We start from the raw sequence: 19667 nt of genomic DNA on the forward strand, positions 1-19667 counted from the left end.
TAAATGAGCCGGACAGCCCGTCGCTTGACGGTTGGGTTAGGCGCTGCGGTTTGCAGCGCGCTGGCGATGGCGCTGGGCTTGCTCCTTATGATGCTTCCGGACCGGAGCGGAACGCATATCCTGTCGTCGCTCGGATCGCCGGTCTCTGTAAAATTCGACAATTTTGGCGTTCCGCACATTGTCGCGCGCGACCGAAACGACGCTTTCGTCGCCCTCGGCTACGTCACCGGCCGCGATCGACTGTTTCAGTTGGATTTGCTGCGGCGAAAATCCGCAGGACGCCTGTCGGAGATATTCGGCGCTGCGTTGATCAACGACGATCGCTGGGCGCGAACGATGGGCTTCCCGCGCCTGGCCCAACTGGTTTTTTCGCGTCTACCCCAGGAGCATAGAAACGCGGTCTCCGCTTATGCCGAAGGCGTGAATCATGCAATGCGCGACGCCTGGGCGCCGCCATGGGAATTCATTGTTTTGGGCTATCGGCCGGAGCCATGGACCGTAGAGGATTGCATCCTCGTAGCCTTCAATCTTGCGGGATTGTCCTATACCGAAGGACAAGAGCGCATGACAACCGCGATGCGCGCGAGCTTGCCCGAGGATGTTTTTAGATTCCTCACGCCCGACAGCGACTGTTTCAACGAGATGCTCGCGGCGTCGGGAGACGCGGTTCGCTGCGCATCAAAGGCGCCGGTCGACTCTCTTGCGGGCCTGGTCTCAGATTTTTCGCCACGACCCAACGGATTGACGATGTCGCGCGCGGTCGCGAAAGGATCAAACGCTTGGGTCATAGCACCAGCCAAAACAAAAAGCGGGCGCGCGATCATCGCGAACGACATGCATCTCTCGCTTTCAGTGCCCAATATCTGGTACCAGGCGGACTTGGCTTTTGGAGAAAATCGGCTGGAGGGCGTGACTTTGCCCGGCTTGCCAATGGTCGTAGCCGGTTCGAATGGCCGCGTCGCTTGGGGCATGACCAGCGTCGACGGCGACTTTGCCGACCTGATTCGTCTTCACAAGACCGGACCGACCGGCGACAAATATCTCTCGCCCTCTGGCGCGCTTCCGTTCTCATCTCGAATCGAAACTATTGCGGTCCGTGGCGGCGCCGACGTCGTTTTGACTGTCAAAGAAACGATTTGGGGTCCGGTGCTCAGCGACGCCCTTCTTGGCGATGAGGTCGCCGTGCGCTGGACGATGCTCGACCCCGATGCGACAAATCTAAATCTGATCGATATGGAACGGGTTCGTAGCGTGAGTGACGCACTGCCGGTGTTGCGCGGCGCCGGCGTGCCGCCTCTCAATGGTCTGCTTGCTGACAACAAGGGAGCGATCGCATGGACGTTGATGGGCAAGATTCCAAAGCGTCGTGGTTTTGACGGCCTATACGCGGAATATTGGGGAGACGGCGCAGTCGGTTGGGACGGCTACCTTTCTTCCGAAGAAATGCCTTCGATCGTCAATCCGCCGCAGGGCTTTCTTGTCAGCGCCAATCATCGCATGATTTCGGCAGACCAGTTTCACCACAAATTGAGCCAGGATTTCCCCGGCGGCTTTCGCGCCTCGCGCATCCATGGTCTTATCGCCGCGTCCGACAAGATCGATCTGATGGACGCGGCGGCTTTCCAGCTCGATTCGAGCGGCGAATTTTATCGCTTCTATCAACAGCTGGCGCTTGACGCGTTGCGCGGAAGCGCCGGCGCCCGCTCGGCGAAGGTCGATCAAATCGTCACGGCGCTTGAGTCTTGGGACGAGCGAGCCGAGCCGAGCAGTCTAGGCCTGCCGCTCATCGTTTCCTTTCGTAGCAAACTGATCGAGGAGGTCCTGGCCCCGATACTGGAGAAATGCCGTCGGCAGGATTCGAATTTCAAATTCGAATGGGCGAACGTCGATCTGCCGCTCCAGGCGATTATCAAGAGCGGCGACACGCGCCTTGCCCCGAAACATCAAGCGAACGGCGGTTGGCGAGACTACCTGCTGGGCGTCGTCATCGAAAGCGCGGATGAACTTGAACGGTCGTATGCTCGACCAATCGATCAATTGAGCTGGGGAGAAATCAACCGGGCGAATATCGCCCATCCATTATCAGGCGCATTGCCTCTAGCGGCGCACATTCTCAACCTGCCCGCCGATCCTCTCGGCGGATGTCCTCAATGCGTGCGTCTATATGCGGTTGAGAGCAGCGCCAGCGTCGGAGCAAATATGCGAATGGCGCTTTCGCCCGGACAGGAATCGGAGGGGCTCATCCAGATGGCGGGCGGACAATCGGGACAGTTTGGATCGCCCCATTACGCCGATCGGGAAGATGACTGGGTTTCGGGTCGATTCGAACCTTTCCGCGCGACCGACATGCAAACCGAGCTCACGCTTTTGCCGGCTGCAGTCCCATGATCCGGGCGGCATTGGCTGAACGGAATGGCGTCGGGAGAAGAGATCACGCCGACGCCGTGACGCTCTATTGTTTTTCCTGCGCAGGCGCGAGCGCGTCGACTTATGCTCATTGGCGTCGTGCGCTTTCTCCTTCGGTTCTGGTGCGACCGGTCGAATTGCCGGGCCGTGGCGTCCGAATGAAAGAAGCGCTTCTTCGCGACTTCGATCAAATCATCGACGACTTGTCGCAACGTCTGCTTTGCGAGGAGCTCGGCCGCTACGCTTTTTTCGGCCACAGCATGGGCGCGCTGCTTGCGTATGGATGCGCCCATTCGATCATGGATCGCTGCGGAACGCCTCCCTCCGCCTTGATAGCAGCCTGCAGCGCCGCGCCGTCGAGACGGAGCGATGCGCGCCTCTCCGCGCTTAAGGGCGATGCGGCGCTCATTGAGGAAATGCGTCGACTTGGAGGAACGCCAAAAGAAGTTTTCGAACACGAGGAGCTTTTGCGGTTGACGCTAGACGTTCTCGCCGCCGATTTCGCCGTTTGCGCCAGTTTCAAATATCGCGTGCGGCCGTTGCTCCCCTCTCGGCTGATTGTCGTCGGCGGAAAGAATGATTCGATCGCGCCGACCGCTCTCGCCGGATGGCGCGATGAAGGCCTCCATGGCGCCACGATCACGAGGTTCGAGGGCGGCCATTTCTTCTTCAAGGAAAAAGAATCGGAGTTTCTCGATTTCCTAGCGGAGCGCTTGCTTGAATTTGCCGAGGCTGGCGAGGCTCCTTGAGCGGAACCAGCCTGCGCGGCGCGCCGGCGGCAGCGCATCAAGGCGTCGGCGCTATTCTCTTTTCAGCGCTTCGATTGGGTTCATCGCCGCGGCTCGGCGCGCCGGAAGATAGCCGAAGAGCACGCCGACGCCGACAGAAACGGCAAACGCCGCGACGATGCTCAACGGCGGAATGATCAAGGGCCAGTCCGACGCGCGCGCGAAAATCGCCCCGCCCGCCACTCCAAGGCCAACGCCGACGAGCCCCGCCAGCACGCAGAGGGTGACGGCCTCTGCGAGGAACTGGTGGAGGATATCGCGCTTGCGCGCGCCGATTGCGATTCGGAGCCCAATCTCCTGCGTGCGTTCGGTGACCGACACGAGCATAATGTTCATTATGCCAATGCCGCCGACGAGCAGCGAAATCGCCGCCGTCACCGAGAGAAGCCACGTCAGCGCTGATTGCGTCGTGTTCAGCATTTGAATGAACTGAGTCATGTCAATAATATCTAGCTTGTCCTCCTGGACACCGCGAAGATGTTTGCGCTCCCGTAGCAGCGCAAGCACGTCCCGTTTGACCTCCTCGCGGTCGGCCCCGGAGGCGACTTTCAATTCGAACAAGCTGAGTTGCCGAGGATTCGACATTTCCGCATTCGGCAGGTGAGCGCGCGCCGTGGTGATCGGTAGAATGATAAAGTTGTCTTCGTCTCGCCCGCCGACGGATCCGCGCTTGGCCCGAACCCCGATCACTCGAACCGGCACGCCCCCCATGCGCAATGTCTGATCCAGCGGAGACTGATTTCCGAACAGTTTTTTTGCGACCGTCGCGCCCAGAACGATCAGCTTCGCGCCGGAACGGACCTCGCCTTCGTCAAAGAATCGCCCTTGGGAGAGCTTGACGTTGAAAACGTCGGCGTATGAGGCGTCGACGCCCCAATATTCCGTGATCCAACTTGCATTGCCGGAAACAAGCGTGACGTTGCTGTATACCTCCCTGGAGATGAACTGAACGTTCGGCACAAGCTCCTTGACCGCTCTCATGTCCTGATCCGTCAAGACGATGGCGGCGCCGCGCCGGAGCGCATTCTCTATTTTTACCGCGCGGATGATAAGCACATCCGTGCCCTGGTCGGCGATCTGCCGCTCAATCATCTTATTCGCGCCCGAACCTGCTGCGCTCATGACGACCAGGCTTCCGACGCCGATGATGACGCCAATCGCCGTCAAGGCGCTTCGCAGCAGATTTAGTCGCAGCGCGGTGATCGCCTCTCGGAACAGCGCCTGAAGAGTCACGCGGTCGCCTCCTTCACGCGCGCCTCGTCATGGCTCTGGCGCGTGTCTTCGACGATCTGACCGTCGCGAAACCTGAGCAGGCGGTCGGCATATGCCGCTATATCCGGCTCGTGGGTGATGACGAGCAAGGTCAGGCCCTTCTCGTTGAGTTCAGAGAGAAGGGTCATGATCTCGTGCGAATTATGCGTATCGAGCGCGCCGGTCGGTTCGTCGGCGATCACGATTTTCGGATCGTTGACCAGCGCGCGGGCGATGGCGACGCGTTGTTGCTGGCCGCCCGAAAGCTGGTTCGGCCGATGGTTGAGCCTTTCGCCAAGCCCGACTTGTTGCAGACGGGTCCTCGCAAGCGCGGCGGCGTCGATGCCCGAGTTTGACGAATAAACAAGCGGCAGCATGACGTTCTCAAGCGCGGTCATTCGCGTCATCAGATTGAATTGCTGAAAAACGAAACCAATGCTTTGATTGCGCAAATGAGCGAGCTCGTCATTCGACATTGAAGAGATTGCTCTGCCGTCGATCCTTAATTCGCCGGAGGTTGGCGTGTCGAGCGCGCCGATCAGATTCGCCAAGGTCGATTTGCCCGAACCGGACGCGCCCATGATCGCGACAAACTCGCCCTGCCGAACCGAAAAGCTCACGCCGCGCAATGCCGGCACTTTCTCGTTTCCAAGGTCGTAAGTCTTGGTCAGCCCAAGGCATTCAATGGCATGACGTAACGTTTCGCTGCGCGAAGCGAACATTCATTTACCCTCTGGCGCCGGCTTGGCGCGCAGGATCACCGCGTCCTCGGGCTGAAGCTCGCCGTCTATAATTTCTGTCGCGGAGTCGCCCTTAACGCCCAAGCGCACGCGTCGCGGCTTGATCGACTTGTTCTCGTCGAGAATCCAAATCTGACTTTGCCCCATGATTGGCCCGGCGCCATCATGCGCCGGGGTCGAGGGATGAAAGCGGACAGCCTCGTTTGGAACATTCAGCACATTTTCGCGTCTGGCAGTCACGATTCGAACCGTCGCCGTCATGTCCGGAAAAAGTCGCATGTCGGGATTTTGCGCGCGGACAACGACAGTATAGGTCACAACGCCGCTCGTCTTCGCTGCGGCCAGTCGGATTTGGTCGACGACGCCGGAAAATATTTCATCAGGAAACGCCTCGACGGAAAAAAGCGCCTTGTCGCCTTTGCGGATGGCGCCGATATCCGCTTCGTCGACCTGCGCTAGAATGAGGATCTGGGAGAGGTCCTGGGCAATTTGAAACAGCACGGGCGTTTGATATTCCGCTGTTACAGTCTGCCCCCTTTGCATGCGCCGGTCGATCACCACGCCATTGATCGGCGAACGAATCAGCGTGCGATTGAGATTGATCTCCGCCTGGTCGAGTTCCGCCTGCCGCAAAACCACGGTCGCTTTGGCGATGTCGAGGTCCGCCTGCGCGGCGCTAAGTTCATGCCGTGTCGCGCCGCTCTGCGTCTCCGCCTGATCGAGTTGCTGACGCGAGACGCCATCCGACGCCGCAAGTTTCCTGTAGCGGCCGACGTCCCGATCGAGCAACCCCAGTTGCCTTTGTATCTTAGCGAAAGCGGCTTGCCGTCGAACGACCTCCGCCGTGGCGATCGCCAGATTTGCCGAAGCCGCCGCGACCTTCGCCTCGAAAGGCGCTCGATCGATCACCGCCAGAAGATCGTCTTGCTTCACGTCGCTGTTGAAATCGGCTTTCATCTCGGTGATCGGTCCGGAGATTTGCGATCCCACATCAACCGTCACCAACGCCTTGACGGCGCCTGACGCTGTAACGCTCCGCTCGACAACGCCATGGTCGATGGCGCGCGTTTGATAGAGTTGCGCGCCATCGGCCTCGCCGCCGGTGAAAAACCGCCAGACGCCGAAAGCAAACGCCCCGATAAAAAGAGCCAGCGCGCCGGCCGCCGCATATCTCGCTCGGGTTGCTCCAACTCTCATAGGACTGCAGCTCCATGAACGCCGGAGTGACGATGATCCGCCTTTGCAATCATCGCCGCTCTTACTCTATCAAGCGCTCGATCTCCTCCGCAAAAGATATCGCTCTCGCGCCAGCGCCGGCTGGAGCGTCACCGCGCTGCTGCGAAGTTTTCGCGCGCTGCGTTTCTTCCACCAGATGTACACGCCGGTGACGGACAGCATCGCGATGATCAGGCCCAGCGCGCAGACGAAAATGCGGTAGGGCAGGCCGAAAATATTCGCGGTATGGAGTTCGACCAGCCAGGTGGTCAGCGTCGTTCCGCTGCGCTGGCCGGTCGGCAGGCTCAGCGTCGTCAGCTCGCCGGAGCGGGAATCGAACAGAATCGAGGTCGAGCCCGCCTTGTCGCCGATGTCGCGCGACGAGCGCACGCGATATTCGTAAAGGCCCGCCTCGCGCAGATGATAGAGCGCCAGCGGGCGTTCGATCGCAAAGCCATGTCGGCGCGCCTGCGCTTCCATCAGCCGCTCGCCGGTCTTTTGCGCGTCCTCCCATTCCATCGGCGCCCGCGCGTCGATTCGCGGCGGCGCCTTCCACGCCCAGTACGGCGCCTCGAAATCAAGAACGAGCTGGGTCGCGCGCGTATAGAAATTGGGCAGGGTGAAGAACACGCTCGACCAGGCGAAGACGAGCAGCATCGCCCAGAGCCACAGTCCGGCGGCGCGATGCAGATCGAAATTGATCCGATAGAAGGAGCTTTTGAGCTTGACGAGCCATGACGGCTTCCAGCGCGCGAAGAAGCCCTTTCGCGAGCGCTCCCCGCCCGCCGGCAGCGTGAGATAAAAGCCGACGAAACAATCGAGCGTCCAGGTCAGCGCTACCGCGCCGAGAATCCACTCGCCGATCCCGCTCATCGCGAGATACATATGCAGGCCGTAGACGAAAGGCATGATGTCGTTTTTCGTCGACGGCAGTCCATGCCATGTGACGCGCCCGAGTTCATGGCCGTCGATCGGATCGAGATGGATATATTCGAAGTCGAGCGGCGGCGCGCCGTCGCGCGCCTGCATGCCGATCTGAGCGGAACCCGGATAGCCGAGATATACGGTGCGCACTTGCGCCCCCGGAACGAGTGATTCAGCTCGCCGCGCGAGGACCGCCGCGTCGAGTTCTATCCCGGCGCGAGGGCCGGGATAGAGTTCAGGCGTGAGCCAGTGATTGATCTCGAGCCAGAACGCGAGCAGGCTTCCGGTCAATCCGACGAGTATGAGAAAGCCCGCCATCGCCAGCCCAGCCCAGCGATGCATCCAGACGAAAAGCGCTCGGGGCATCGCTAGAACTCCACTCTGATCTGCCCGATCGCCGTGAAGGGCGGGGCGGGCAGCGCGTTGAAGCGGGCCGATGCGTTAAAGAAATTGTCGACGCCGGAAAAATATTGCGCATTGTTGATGTTCTTGAGATTGAGCTGCGCGGTGAGCTTGTGGCCTTCAACCAGAGTCGCATAGCTGGCAAAGCCGTCGAGGCGTGCCCATCCGGGCAGAAGGAAAGTGTTTTGCAGATCGCCCCAAAAATGGGTGGAAGCGGTGACGCCGCCGCCGACGCGTAAGCCAAGCCCATTCTCGCCGAAGTCGTAAGTCAGAAAAACTTTTCCGGCATGGCGCGGCGCGTTGACGAGATGGTTGTAAAGAAAGCCGCTGCCGTAGGGATCTAGGGGATCCTTGGCGGAATCAGAGATCACCTTGGCGTCCATGTAGGCGTAATTGGCGATCACCGCCATTCGATCAGTGATCGTGCCGACGACGTCGAGTTCGATGCCTCGGCTGCGTTGCAAGCCGGCCGTGGTCACCGCGGCAGGATTGATCGAGGCAAAGTTACGGGTCAGAACGCCGGACTTGGTGATTTGATAGAAGGCGAGCGTCGCCGACAGTCCCGGAAGGGGCTCCGACTTGAGGCCAACTTCCCATTGCTTGCCGCGCTGCGCCGGAAACGGATCTCCTTGGGCGGAGATGCCGTTGTTCAGACCGAATGATTGCGAATAGCTCCCATAGACGCTGACCTGGGGCAAGACATCGTAAACGATGCCGGCGCGCGGGCTCCAAGCCGTATCGACCAGCGTTCGCGCAGCGAGACGAGCGGCGATCGCCTGCAGCTTGGTCGAATTATAAAGAGGCGCGCCCGTGACGGGATCAAAGCCGCCATCAACGCTGCCGACGGTCACGTCGCCTACGTCATAACGCGCGCCGAGCAGCAGATGCACCGTATCGAACCAGGTCACATGGTCCTGAACATAGAAGCCTTTTTGCCGCGTAAGCACGGACGAATGGTTCTTGAAGCCGGAGCCGATCACGCTGTCCAAGTAAGCATAAGGGGGAATGCTGCCATAAACCGGGAAGAACATATCGATCGGAAAAGTTCCTACGCCATTACTGAAATAATAGTCGTAGTAGCCGTTTAGATAATCGAGCCCCATCAGGAAAATATGCTTGCCGCCCAACGCGACAAATTTGCCTTCAAGGTCGATGTTCGTTGAAAAGGCATTGCCGTTCAGGGCCTGATATTGCACGTAGCGCTGCAGCGTACGGCCATCCGCATCGACGCAGAATGTCGGATCCACGCAAAATCCGACGACATTGGGCTTGGAGAAATATGGCGTCGCCGCGTAATTGAACCGGTTCGTGACTTTCCAATCTTCGTTAATGTTCTGCCTGAATCTGTAGCCGAGGTTGAAGCTGTCGATCCGGTCGCGCGGATCGTTCGGCTCCTGAAAGGAGCGGCTCAACGGTATGGGCGCAGGACGGGCGCCGACGATCGGGAAGCCCGTGTCGCTTTGGGCGCGTTGCCCGAGAAATTGCGTGTCGATGGTAAAATCCGTCCAATCGCTCGGACGGTAGCTGACGACCGGCGCGATGAGCACGCGGTCCCCGCCCTGGAACGTTCGGAATGACCGGTTGGTCTGCGCCGCGCCGGAAACTCGGTAGGCGAGACCGGGCGCCGCCTCGATCGGGGCCGAAAAATCCCATTGCGTGCGGTAATAGTCGAAAGAGCCGATCTGCTGGTCGACGCGATAGAGCGGATGGGCCAATGGTTCCTTGGTGATGAGATTTATGAGGCCGCCGGGCTCCGCGCGCCCATAGAGAACGGAGGCAGGACCTTTCAGAACCTCGATGCGCTCCAAGTTGGCCGTGTCGAACCCGCCTGGATTGCCCTCGCCGGCCGGTATCGCGAGGTTGTTGCGATAGATATAAAGGCTTCTAAATCCGCGAATGGTGAAATTATAGCCTTCGAGATCATTGCTGTTCGAATGAACGCTGGGCACATTTTCGAGAGCATCTTGGATATTGGTGTCGTTCTGGTCGATCATGACCTGCTTGGGAACGACATTGATCGTGACAGGCGTCTCCTTGATCGGAATATTCGCCTTCGTGCCCGTCGAGGCGTTTCGCACGATATAGCCCGCTTCGGGCGTCTTCGGTTCGCTCGAGAAGCGCGATGCGACCCCTGGATCGGAAGCGTCCGCTTGGCCAGCGGCGGAGCCGCCAGGCGTCGAATCAGGCGCTCCCCCGCCGCGTGTGGATGGCGCATGATGTGTTTTGGCGTGCAAATTTGACCCCCTAAGCCTGGGGATCGGCGTCCAAAATTGACCCCCTTGAGAAGTGTTTGCAGGTCTGTCCGCTTTGGCATCGAGCGGACGGTGGGGGGGATGCTTGTTGTGGAGACGATTGGCCGGATTCGGCGGGAGCATTTCCAGAAGGGCAAGTCGATCAAGGAGATTGCCCGCGATCTGAAGATATCACGCAACACGGTTCGCAAGGTTCTGCGGTCGGGCGAGACCTCGTTTTCCTATGAACGGGAGGTCCAGCCCCGTCCCAAACTCGGCGCCTGGAAGGCTGAGATCGACCGAGTGCTCGCGGCGAACGCAACGAAGCCGGCACGCGAGCGGCTGACGCTGATCCGTGTGTTCGAAGAGCTGCGGGCGCTTGGCTATGACGGCGGCTACGACGCGGTGCGGCGTTACGCCCGGAACTGGGCGCGCGAGCATGCGAGCGAGACGGCGAGCGCCTTTGTGCCGCTGAGCTTTGCGCCGGGCGAGGCTTACCAGTTCGACTGGAGCCACGAGATCGTTCTGATGAACGGCGTGACGATGACCGTGAAGGTCGCGCATCTGCGGCTCTGTCACAGCCGGATGTTTATCGCCCGAGCCTATCCGCGCGAGACACAGGAGATGGTTTTCGACGCGCATGAGCGTGCCTTTGCCTTCTTCAAGGGCGCCTGCGGCCGGGGCGTCTACGACAACATGAAGACGGCGGTCGAAACGATCTTCGTCGGCAAGGACCGGCAATATAATCGCCGATTCCTTCAGATGTGCTCGCACCATCTCGTCGAGCCTGTGGCCTGCACGCCGGCGTCGGGCTGGGAGAAGGGGCAGGTCGAAAATCAGGTCGGCCTTGTGCGCGAGCGCTTCTTCACGCCGCGCCTGCGGTTCAAGAGCTTCGACGAGTTGAACGCGTGGCTGATGGATAAATGCATCGCCTACGCCAAGGCGCACGCCCATCCGGAGCGCGCCGACAGAACCGTCTGGGAGGTCTTCGAGGAGGAGCGGCCGAATCTCATTCCCTATCGCGGCCGCTTCGATGGATTCCACGCTGTCCCGGCCTCGGTGTCGAAGACCTGCCTGGTCCGCTTCGATAACAACAAATACTCGGTGAACGCCGGCGTTGTCGGACGCCCGGTCGAGATCCACGCCTATGCCGATCGCATCGTCATCCGCCAGGATGGGCGCGTCGTCGCCGAACATGCCCGCTGCTTCGGGCGCGGCGAGACGATCTACGACCCCTGGCACTATGTGCCGGTTCTGGCCAGAAAGCCGGGCGCGCTGAGGAACGGGGCGCCGTTCAAGGACTGGGTGTTGCCCGGAGCGCTGGAGCGTGTGCGCCGCAAGCTCTCCGGCTCCGACGACGGCGACCGTCAGATGGTCGCCATTCTCGCCGCGGTGCTCACCGACGGATTGCCGGCGGTCGACGGCGCCTGCGCTGAAGCGCTCGAAAACGGCGTCCATTCCGCCGACGTCATCCTCAACATCCTCGCGCGACGCCGCGATCCTGAACCGCCGGCAATCATCGCGACTCCGCAGGCGCTTCGCCTGCGGCATGCGCCGATCGCCGACTGCGCCAGATACGATCAGCTCAGGAGCCTGTGACCATGGAAAGAACCGAAGTCCTCGACATGATGGGCGAACTCAAGCTCTATGGCATGCGCGGCGCTTATGACGAGACGCTCGCCGTCGCCGTGAAGCGTAAACACGAACCCCAGCGTTTTGTTGGCGATCTGCTCAAGGCAGAGATATCCGAGAAGCAGGCGCGCTCGATCAAGTATCAGCTCACTGTCGCCAAACTACCGCTCGCTAAAGATGTCGACGACTTCGCCTTCAAGGACACGCCGATCAATGAGGCGCTCGTCCGCGATCTCGCCGGCGGCGCCTTCATCGCTCAGCAACGCAATGTCGTTCTCGTCGGCGGAACTGGAACGGGCAAAACGCATCTCGCGATCGCCATCGCCCGCAGTTGCATTCGCGCCGGCTCGCGCGGACGCTTCTTCACCACCGTCGATCTCGTCAATCGCCTCGAAGCTGAAGCGCGCGCCGGACGCCAAGGACGGCTCGCCGACTATCTGACTCGTCTCGACTTCGTCATTCTCGATGAACTCGGCTATCTGCCCTTCGCCCAGGCCGGCGGCCAGCTCCTGTTCCATCTCATCAGCCGGCTCTATGAGCGAACATCGATCATCGTCACGACCAATCTCGCCTTCGGCGAATGGCCGAGCGTCTTTGGAGATCCGAAGATGACGACAGCGCTGCTCGATCGTCTCACCCACCACTGCGACATCGTCGAAACCGGCAACGAGAGCTGGCGCTTCAAAAATCGCGCCTGATCATGCCGCCGCGTGCGTCGTAACTCCGGTCGGGCTACGCCCTCCTTCCGTCACGACGCGCGAAACAAAGGGGTCAATGTTGGACGCCGATACGGGGTCAAACTTCAACGCCGATTGACAAACATGCCGCCCGAACCGCAGGCTGGATCGAGAATCACGCCGTGATCGGGCTCAATGACATTGACAATGGTTTGCACGATCGACGGCGGCGTGAAGAACTCGCCGTTATCATGCGCGCCTTGCTTCGAGAACTCCGCAAGGAAATATTCGTAGATGCGCCCGAACACATCGCCTGAGGCGTTGCGCAGACCCTCGGAATCGAACATGCGCATCATTTCTTCAAGGACGCTGCTCTCGAAGCGCCCGTAATCCTTCGGTAACTGACCCGCCAGAGGTGGGAAGGCCGCCTCGATCGCCTCCATTGCCGCCGTGAGCGCCGCGCCGAGATTGCCGTCCTTCGGCGTCTTGAGGATCACGTCAAAGCGGGCGGCTTCCGGGAGTTTGAGGGCGCGGCGGCGGGTAAAATCCGCTTCGACCAGCGGGCGATCCGGCATCTTGCCTGCCCTCTTGTCGGCTTCTAACGCAGCTTGCGCCTCGTAGAACCGGTTTGTGGCATGGCGCAGGAAGATCAGGCCCATGATGGGCATGAAATACTCGTTCGACGCCAGATTTGAGTTTGCCCGCAGATTGTCGGCAATCTTCCAAAGACCGGATTCGAACTTCTCCAGCCCTTGCATATGGTCGGCGATAATTCCCTAGCAGCCCTTCAATTGCTTTCAACGGTGGACTGATTGTGGCTTCCCGATGTCCAAAAAGAACACACCCTCGCCAAGCACGAATCTTCTACGATTTCCCCGGCGTTAGCGCCATAGCGTCCATACAGAGAGTCGAATCTGCGAACCCGCGTTCGCACGCCGACGCTGACGCGAGACTGCCCTGCAGACGCCCGTAAACGCATGCCAGTGAAAGAACCCAACCAAGCGGGCCTGAGAGGAAAGGCGTACCGAGTCAATCTGCGCCGACCACCTTGTCGATAAGGCCCTTCATGTCGCGCACAAGCGCCAAAAGGTTCCGCCGTTCGGCGATGGCTTCGGCAGTATAGCGTCCGTGCTTGAACGCGTGGTTATTTCCCTTGGGTGCGCCGGGCGCCTTGCCGCCGTGCATGCGGCAGCGCCCGTTCACCATCGCAGGCGATCGGCACGGCGTCCCACCCCGCGTCCGGGCATGGCAACGCGGGCTCAGGTGCATGGGGAATTTGCTTTGCATGGGGTTGTTCCTCAAATTTGCTGTTACCTCCCCCGGAGGCTCGATGACGACAACAACCGCCTGTCCACCAGCTCGAAGCCTGCCATGGCGAGCCGATGCCGCTGCCGCATATGTTAGTCGACTGGCCCATGGTCACAAAGGCCACTCTCGCCGTGGCCCAAGGCGCGCGGCGTCAAGCATGGCTCACCGGTCGCGGCTATTACCTTGGCGGCGGCCCGGGCGGGCAAGAGCGCAAAGGTCGCGCGCGTCTCTTGGTCCGATGCGGCGCGGCGTCAATACGTCGTCAGGCATTGGCCCGTGGCCTCGTAGCCAGAGGCATTCCAACTCCAAACCGCGGCACGAACTGGCAGGCAGCACAGGTTGCGCGGATTATGGCGATGGCGACGGTGTAAGGCTTGTTGCATAGAGGCGCGAAAACTTTTGACCTTCACACCATTTCGAATGGGTGTAACCTTCCCTCCAAAGAAACAACCGGACTGGGCCTGCAGGCTCGAAATTGGATCCCGCGGATCATTATTAATTCTCTGGAGAGCTTCAATGTGGAAAACAAAAGTCGCACTGACGGTAGTTGCGTTAATCCTTGCAGGTCACGCCGCCGCAGAAGATCTGTTGGAGAATGATTTCTCCCGAGGGCAGCTCTTTGCTAAATATGTCCTTCCCGCATCGCCGAAGGGTGGGGAAGTGCTCTCCCTGGATAGGGACTTTGATTTTCCTAAAGACGTCGCAACCTTAAAATCCTCGGGCAAAGAATTCTTGGTTGGCGTGGACGTTTCGCATCACAACACTGATAATTGCAGTTGTCAGATCAGCTGGGTCGCCGTCTATGACGCCGGCGCGCGCTTCGTCTATGCAAAAGCCTCGCAGGGAAGGGGCGCGGACGGCAAATTGGAGGGCTATTTGAAGGGTATAAATGCTCTTCCCGCTGACAAACACCTGTACAAGGGCACCTATCATTTCCTTTCCGCCGACGGGGCTGGCGAGATGCAGGCGCAATTCTACGTCGAAAACCTCGATAAGAGGCTCGCAGCCGTTGGGGCAAAGCGGGGGCCGGACGACCTACCGCCCGTCGTCGATCTGGAATGGGATCATCGAGTCATTCGTGGCGGTCGTCCGGCACCATGTTCTGACGGCATGATCCACAAAGATTGCTGGGAGCTTGTGCCCTCCGATCAAATCCTTTCCCGCGTCTCAGCGTGGCTGAAGAGGGTGAGGGAGTTAACGGGGAGAGAACCGCTCATCTATACGGCCAAATCATGGGTGAGAGAACGCATAGGGCGGGAAGACGATTTTGCGAAGCTCGGTGTGACGGTTTGGGTGGCGGATTACGTTCCACACGACAAAACCGGCAAGAGAACGATACTCACGGTCAACCCGAGAATTCCAAAAGGGACCACGGCACCGCTGTGGCAGTTTAGCGATCGGGCGTCCATGCCCGACGAGTCCAATTTGGATGGTGTCGACACCAACGTTTTTAAGGGAACGGCGAAGGATTTTGAACAAACCTTTCTTTTACGAAAATAGGTTAGGAAACGTGCCTTGAATATTCTCCGCTTTCTCGCGCTGCTTGTTGTTGGATGCGCCATACAATCACCTTCCGCGTACGCAGCAGAATTTGGTGAGCTTCTCGATGGCCCAAAAGATCGGCCCATCAATTTGCATCCCAAAGATGATGTTTGGATCGGGCTATCCAACGCGCCGAAGCAAGCGTTGCCGCTTTCTATCAACCCGATCCGAGTCGCAATTATTGACTCTGGGGTGCTAGCCGAGCATCCCCAGCTCAAAGGCCTGATCGCCGCCTCGAAAGATTTCAGCGGCGAAGGCATCGAAGATCGCGTCGGCCACGGTACTGTGGTCGCAATCATTGCTACGAACGGACAGGCAATGCTTGAACCCGCAGAAAAGGAGGCCAAGTCGTCCCTCATCATTGCCAAGGTGACGCGTATGAAGGACGGCAAGGCGGTCCCCAACCGTAATAAGGTCATCGCTGCCATTAAATGGGTGGCCGAGCAAAAGGCGCGGATCGTCAATTTAAGCTTGGGCTTCCCGGACGATGACGACCCCGGCAACGATCAGCTTTGCGAAACTATTGCGAATTTGAAGGACATTGTCTTCGTCGCTGCGGCAGGAAATAGCGGCCCGCAGGTGCGCGTATTTCCTGCCGCGTGCGACGTCAAGAATCTCATCAGCGTCACAGTGCAAGCGCCTTGGGGAGGGCCCGGCGACATCGCTGCACCCGGCACCGTGCAGCTGCAGCGGTTGGAATGAGATTACAGCGGCGAGTCAGATTTGGGTCTCTTTCATGGGCTTATCATTTGTCACGGTGAATCGGCACCCGCATATCCCTCAACACCGATACGATAGCCCGGCGCTGGGCGACTAGCCTCAACCGAGTGGCTCAGGTTTTTAAGGGCGATTTGGTTACCCTTCGGCGCACCCGGATCAGTCCCCGCCTTCATCCAGCATCGACCGTTAGTCATTTGGAATCGAAATAGCGCCCCGGCTCTCGTCTTGGCTCCGCAACGACGACTCATGTGCAAAGGCAATCTTTGCATGGGATCGTTGCTCCATTTTTGGATTGCCCCCTCCACCGGCTTCGACGTTGCCGACGACAGCCTGCCCGCCCGAATGGACGTGGACGTGCTCAACGGTGACCTTTTGCTGGCCCTTGCCGCGATGTCTGTTGAGCGCTTCGAGCAGCGCTGCATACGTCCGGGATAGCTTGTTGGCTTGGGCGAGATTCTCGCGCCGCCCCTCGAAGGTCTGTTCGCCGATCATGGCGCGGCGGTAGCATTCCATCGCGGCATTGTGGGCGGCGACCAGCTGCGCCGCCATCATGCCTTCCAGTTCGTCCTTCGGCGCGATGCCCATCAGAGCGGCGACCGTGGCGCTCAACTGGTTGCCGCGCTCGTCGGCGTTGGAGTTTTTCACCCACAACGCCTGCACCGCCTGATTGGCGAGCGTATTGTTCCAGTGATCCGATTGCGATCCGCCGATCGCTTTCAGCCGCCCCTTGCGGTCCGCCGGATCATCAGCAACGACCGTAGTCGGCGCGTTCACTGGCTTTTTATCGCCCATTCTTAGCCCCATTATTTCTTGACCGGCGTCGTCCATCGCTTCGTGTCCGCTCGGGACCTACTGGTATATTACATGTGTGTCGCTAGCCGCACTGAAAGGCACGGCTTGTTTGCCTGTACAGTGCGCGCAATCATACTATACAAGCTTGCCAGTGCCTTTAGGAGCACAACATAGTATCGTGAATGAGCCTATGCGTGCCGCCGGCGACACTATGCTCATTCCGCCGCGCGAACGACTTGTACGGCGTCGAAGGCTCCGATCTTCATGAAGCGTTTGCTGGCTTGTTGACCCGTAACGTCGCAAGCGAAGTGAGTAAGTCGGTATTCAGCTGCTCTCTTTTTCTGGCTAAAGGACGAGGCCTTCATACAATCTAGGAAACCCCACGTTATGAGTTCTCGGAGCGCCCTGGCTGCGGCGGAAGGACCGACATCCAGTCTCTCGGCCAACTTCCGGGCGGACACCGCGATACGTCCATTGTTCGAGCCGTTGTAGATAAAGCCGATTTCGAGCCAAGCGACCTTCGCGAGCGGTGAAAGCCTGCGCCAAGCATAGGACCGTGTGATGTATTCGTGCAGTTGAACAAACCGGCCGTTGCCTTTCGATCGGCCTGTCTGGTTGTGGCGGGGCATGATGCGTCACCTGGACAAAGACAGATGTTGGCGCAGATTGAGTTTCTCGAGACGTGGTGCCTGTTGCGCGGGCGTGCGTATCTATTGACGCGGGCGGCGCCGTCTCGTTCAGCCCACTACACGAGCCTGAGCACAGCTACGCACGCGCGGTTGCTCAGTCACCCAAGCCTGAAGATCGTCGAGAAAGTAGAAAACCCTGCCGCGCTTCACGAAGCGAGGACCGCTGCCGTTCGAGCGCATTATCGCTAGCGTCTTAGGGCTCAGCCCGAGAAAACGCGCGGCATTCTCCGTATCCAGCCTGCCATCGGGATAGACCACAACCTTGACCTTCTCCACCTCAAGTTCCATTGCCAGTCTCCGGGATGAACAAGATGAGAACAGAATGACATTAGCACGCTCGTATTGCAATCGCTTACGCGTGTGCTATATGCATCTTGGTAGTTCCGGGAACTTCTGACACGGGGACTTTTGAGGATGGCGAGGCGTCCTTCCGAGGGTAATAGCGGAAAAAAGTCCGAGATCGTGACTGTTCGCTTCGACCCGAAACTCAAGTATTTGGCCGAGCTAGCCGCGCGAAAACAGCGGCGTCCCCTCAGCAGCTATATCGAATGGGCGGTTGAACAGAGCCTTGGTCAGGTCGTGTTGGAAGAAGATTCCGGCGAGAGCGTTTCGGTCGCATCTGCCGAACGGTCGCATCAACTGTGGGACCTTGACGAACCGGACCGCATCGTCCGACTCGCCCTCCACTACCCTGACCTTCTAACGCATGAGGAGCAAACCCTCTGGAAGCTGATCCGCGAGAACGGACTTCTCTGGAAAGGCAGCTACTCGGGAAACCCGCCTGTGTGGAGCTGGAAAACTCAAAAGTCCGATTTGATTTGGGACCGGCTTCGAGAACACTGGCCGACGTTCCGCGCAGTCGCGAACGGATCGAAGTCGAGAACCGAATTACCGACTTGGCAAAAGACAAAACCGGTTCAGCCAGTTGGAACGGGTCATTTGTCAAATCAGCTGGAGGACGACATTCCCTTTTAGGGGCGCGAGGCAGAAGTGGCACGTTCATTTACTAAACTCACCCGAGCAAAAATGCGCGCTATGGCGCCGGGCTCGCGCTGCACCGAACAGGGCATCACGTTCGAACGCCTGCAAAATGGGGATGGCGTGTACTCTGTTAATGTAATGGTGGACGGTCAACGCATTCATCGAAACATCGGACGAGAATCCGATGGCGTGACCAGAACCACCGCAGAGGAGTTTATTACAAAGGTCCGCAGAGACGCGCGCGAAGGGCGGCTTAACCTCCCGAAACGCCGTAAGATTCCCCTCACGTTAACTACCGCTGCGCCGTTGTATCTGGAACGCCTTAAAGAAGAGGGTGGCAAAGAGATTGATCGAAAGCGCCAGCGCTTGGAACAATGTCTGATTCCATTCTTAGGCGAACTGCAACTCGGGCAATTTTCGACGTTCGACGTTGAACGCTATAAAAAATTACGGATGTCGCAGCCAATTCAGAGCCGCAAAAAGCTTTCGGCTGGAGAGACTTTGCCGACAAATCGCCCCGGCACCGTTAACCGCGAATTGGCGACCTTGTCACACCTTCTCAACAAAGCCGTCGAATGGGGATGGATTGACAGGGTTCCCGGAAAAATTCGCAAACTGAAAGAGAACAATGGCCGCATCGTCTATTTGACGCCTCAACAAGCAGATGCGCTGCTTGAAGCAGCCAAAGCAGATCAAAACCGGCAAATTTATCCTTTTATCTTGATCGGCTTACGCACAGGCATGCGAAAAAGTGAAATTCTGTCCATCCGCCGCGAGCATATTCATCTCGATACTCGATCAGTTTACGTTCCAAAGGCGAAGGCTGGCGATCGCACTCAGCCGATTACCTCGGACCTTGCAGAGTTCCTCGCTGGCTATTTGGAGACGCTACCCAATGGCACGCCGTGGCTGTTTCCGTCCGAGGCAGCACGGGGTGGACACACGATTGACATCCGGAAAGCATTCGTCTGCGCGACGGCCGCAGCTGGCCTCGATACCAAACAAGTCGTGCGACACACGCTCCGCCACACTGCGATCACCCATTTGGTGCAGGCGGGCGTCGATCTGCCGACGGTAAAACGTATCAGCGGCCACAAAACCCTTGCCATGGTCGAGCGCTACGCACATCAGTCGGGAGCACATCTCGCGGCGGCGATGAACAAGCTCGATGAGCGATATAGGCTCACAGGAAATACCGAGACAGATGGATCGTCTGTCTCCACGAAACAGCGCTCTAAAAATCGTGCGTCGCCCCCTCGTAGATAGCTGACATTTCACCGGCCGAATTTGGCGGCTCAATTACACGGGAATTACACAAACGAGATTTCTGGGACGAAAACCATCGCCCGCTCAGTCCAATATCTTACAA

The 19667-nt window shown here is 58.9% G+C and carries 18 protein-coding genes and 1 pseudogene; 8 read left to right on the plus strand and 11 right to left on the minus strand.

The genetic code is table 11. The annotated features are described in order from the left end of the window. Positions 1-87: 87 nt before the first annotated feature. On the plus strand, positions 88-2388 hold the full coding sequence (locus tag U1E20_RS09040) for a penicillin acylase family protein (RefSeq protein WP_409980263.1): 2301 nt from the start codon (positions 88-90) through the stop codon (positions 2386-2388). Beyond that, entirely contained in the window at positions 2385-3155 is a 771-nt protein-coding gene (locus U1E20_RS09045; protein WP_409980264.1) for a thioesterase II family protein, read from the plus strand. The genes U1E20_RS09040 and U1E20_RS09045 overlap by 4 nt, the downstream gene beginning before the upstream one ends. A gap of 51 nt (positions 3156-3206) precedes the next feature. Here the strand turns inward: U1E20_RS09045 and U1E20_RS09050 are convergent, their stop codons facing one another. The 5 genes from U1E20_RS09050 to U1E20_RS09070 all read right to left on the minus strand — a co-directional run bounded on the left by U1E20_RS09050 (position 3207) and on the right by U1E20_RS09070 (position 9960). Next, positions 3207-4427, minus strand: coding sequence for an ABC transporter permease (locus U1E20_RS09050; RefSeq protein WP_409980265.1), 1221 nt, complete (start codon positions 4425-4427; stop codon positions 3207-3209). After that, entirely contained in the window at positions 4424-5083 is a 660-nt protein-coding gene (locus tag U1E20_RS09055) for an ABC transporter ATP-binding protein (protein WP_409980266.1), read from the minus strand. The genes U1E20_RS09050 and U1E20_RS09055 overlap by 4 nt, the downstream gene beginning before the upstream one ends. Before the next feature lie 84 nt (positions 5084-5167). After that, positions 5168-6382: an efflux RND transporter periplasmic adaptor subunit gene (locus U1E20_RS09060; RefSeq protein ID WP_409980267.1), complete on the minus strand. Its 1215-nt coding sequence runs from the start codon at positions 6380-6382 to the stop codon at positions 5168-5170. A gap of 69 nt (positions 6383-6451) precedes the next feature. Then, complete coding sequence (locus U1E20_RS09065) at positions 6452-7690, minus strand: PepSY-associated TM helix domain-containing protein (protein ID WP_409980268.1); 1239 nt, start codon at positions 7688-7690, stop codon at positions 6452-6454. 2 nt (positions 7691-7692) lie between these two features. Further along, the gene (locus U1E20_RS09070) at positions 7693-9960 is read right to left on the minus strand and encodes a TonB-dependent siderophore receptor (RefSeq protein ID WP_409980269.1); all 2268 of its coding nucleotides are present in this window, start codon (positions 9958-9960) and stop codon (positions 7693-7695) included. A 99-nt stretch (positions 9961-10059) separates the two neighbouring features. Here U1E20_RS09070 and istA point away from each other — a divergent pair, with 99 nt between their 5' ends. Together istA and istB are read left to right on the plus strand one after the other, a co-directional pair. Next, positions 10060-11556, plus strand: a complete 1497-nt coding sequence (gene istA / locus U1E20_RS09075; RefSeq protein ID WP_409980375.1) for an IS21 family transposase — start codon at positions 10060-10062, stop codon at positions 11554-11556. 2 nt (positions 11557-11558) lie between these two features. Further along, positions 11559-12287 carry an IS21-like element helper ATPase IstB gene (gene istB / locus U1E20_RS09080; protein ID WP_409978580.1) on the plus strand — a complete coding sequence of 243 codons (729 nt, stop codon included), beginning with the start codon at positions 11559-11561 and terminating at the stop codon, positions 12285-12287. 104 nt (positions 12288-12391) lie between these two features. On the opposite strand, the gene U1E20_RS09085 is transcribed toward istB, so the two are convergent. The 3 genes and pseudogenes from U1E20_RS09085 to U1E20_RS09095 form a co-directional block, all read right to left on the minus strand. Continuing rightward, a complete protein-coding gene (locus U1E20_RS09085) occupies positions 12392-13024 on the minus strand; it encodes an N-6 DNA methylase (RefSeq protein ID WP_409980270.1) in 633 nt (210 codons plus the stop codon). 271 nt (positions 13025-13295) lie between these two features. Beyond that, positions 13296-13451 (minus strand): hypothetical protein, encoded by a 156-nt coding sequence (locus U1E20_RS09090; protein ID WP_409980379.1) that lies wholly within the window; start codon positions 13449-13451, stop codon positions 13296-13298. A 15-nt stretch (positions 13452-13466) separates the two neighbouring features. After that, a pseudogene (locus U1E20_RS09095) lies at positions 13467-13553 on the minus strand (hypothetical protein); the annotation flags it as partial. Positions 13554-14090: 537 nt separating this feature from the next. On the opposite strand from U1E20_RS09095, the gene U1E20_RS09100 reads away from it, so the two are divergent. Together U1E20_RS09100 and U1E20_RS09105 are read left to right on the plus strand one after the other, a co-directional pair. Further along, positions 14091-15074, plus strand: coding sequence for a GH25 family lysozyme (locus U1E20_RS09100; protein ID WP_409980271.1), 984 nt, complete (start codon positions 14091-14093; stop codon positions 15072-15074). A gap of 15 nt (positions 15075-15089) precedes the next feature. After that, entirely contained in the window at positions 15090-15818 is a 729-nt protein-coding gene (locus U1E20_RS09105; protein ID WP_409980272.1) for a S8 family peptidase, read from the plus strand. A 204-nt stretch (positions 15819-16022) separates the two neighbouring features. Here U1E20_RS09105 and U1E20_RS09110 read toward each other — a convergent pair whose 3' ends face one another. The 3 genes from U1E20_RS09110 to U1E20_RS09120 form a co-directional block, all read right to left on the minus strand. Further along, on the minus strand, positions 16023-16628 hold the full coding sequence (locus U1E20_RS09110) for a hypothetical protein (RefSeq protein WP_409980273.1): 606 nt from the start codon (positions 16626-16628) through the stop codon (positions 16023-16025). Positions 16629-16843: 215 nt separating this feature from the next. Further along, a complete protein-coding gene (locus U1E20_RS09115) occupies positions 16844-17257 on the minus strand; it encodes a hypothetical protein (protein WP_409980274.1) in 414 nt (137 codons plus the stop codon). 108 nt (positions 17258-17365) lie between these two features. Then, complete coding sequence (locus tag U1E20_RS09120) at positions 17366-17605, minus strand: helix-turn-helix domain-containing protein (RefSeq protein WP_409980275.1); 240 nt, start codon at positions 17603-17605, stop codon at positions 17366-17368. A gap of 126 nt (positions 17606-17731) precedes the next feature. On the opposite strand from U1E20_RS09120, the gene U1E20_RS09125 reads away from it, so the two are divergent. Together U1E20_RS09125 and U1E20_RS09130 are read left to right on the plus strand one after the other, a co-directional pair. Next, positions 17732-18292, plus strand: coding sequence for a hypothetical protein (locus tag U1E20_RS09125; RefSeq protein ID WP_409980276.1), 561 nt, complete (start codon positions 17732-17734; stop codon positions 18290-18292). Between the two features lie 15 nt (positions 18293-18307). Next, on the plus strand, positions 18308-19564 hold the full coding sequence (locus tag U1E20_RS09130; protein WP_409980277.1) for a tyrosine-type recombinase/integrase: 1257 nt from the start codon (positions 18308-18310) through the stop codon (positions 19562-19564). Positions 19565-19667 lie beyond the last annotated feature (103 nt).

This window comes from Methylocystis sp., assembly GCF_046349115.1.
In the GTDB taxonomy this organism is placed as follows: Bacteria; Pseudomonadota; Alphaproteobacteria; order Rhizobiales; family Beijerinckiaceae; genus Methylocystis.

Excerpts from the sequence above, each read along its gene's own strand:
- U1E20_RS09045 (WP_409980264.1), top strand. The coding sequence starts at position 2,385 with ATGATCCGGGCGGCATTGGCTGAACGGAATGGCGTCGGGAGAAGAGAT.
- U1E20_RS09085 (WP_409980270.1), bottom strand. The coding sequence starts at position 13,024 with ATGCAAGGGCTGGAGAAGTTCGAATCCGGTCTTTGGAAGATTGCCGAC.
- U1E20_RS09110 (WP_409980273.1), bottom strand. The coding sequence starts at position 16,628 with ATGGGCGATAAAAAGCCAGTGAACGCGCCGACTACGGTCGTTGCTGAT.
- U1E20_RS09090 (WP_409980379.1), bottom strand. The coding sequence starts at position 13,451 with ATGCACGGCGGCAAGGCGCCCGGCGCACCCAAGGGAAATAACCACGCG.
- U1E20_RS09040 (WP_409980263.1), top strand. The coding sequence starts at position 88 with ATGATGCTTCCGGACCGGAGCGGAACGCATATCCTGTCGTCGCTCGGA.
- istA (WP_409980375.1), top strand. The coding sequence starts at position 10,060 with ATGCTTGTTGTGGAGACGATTGGCCGGATTCGGCGGGAGCATTTCCAG.
- U1E20_RS09060 (WP_409980267.1), bottom strand. The coding sequence starts at position 6,382 with ATGAGAGTTGGAGCAACCCGAGCGAGATATGCGGCGGCCGGCGCGCTG.
- U1E20_RS09115 (WP_409980274.1), bottom strand. The coding sequence starts at position 17,257 with ATGCCCCGCCACAACCAGACAGGCCGATCGAAAGGCAACGGCCGGTTT.
- U1E20_RS09065 (WP_409980268.1), bottom strand. The coding sequence starts at position 7,690 with ATGCCCCGAGCGCTTTTCGTCTGGATGCATCGCTGGGCTGGGCTGGCG.
- istB (WP_409978580.1), top strand. The coding sequence starts at position 11,559 with ATGGAAAGAACCGAAGTCCTCGACATGATGGGCGAACTCAAGCTCTAT.
- U1E20_RS09120 (WP_409980275.1), bottom strand. The coding sequence starts at position 17,605 with ATGGAACTTGAGGTGGAGAAGGTCAAGGTTGTGGTCTATCCCGATGGC.
- U1E20_RS09100 (WP_409980271.1), top strand. The coding sequence starts at position 14,091 with ATGTGGAAAACAAAAGTCGCACTGACGGTAGTTGCGTTAATCCTTGCA.
- U1E20_RS09125 (WP_409980276.1), top strand. The coding sequence starts at position 17,732 with ATGGCGAGGCGTCCTTCCGAGGGTAATAGCGGAAAAAAGTCCGAGATC.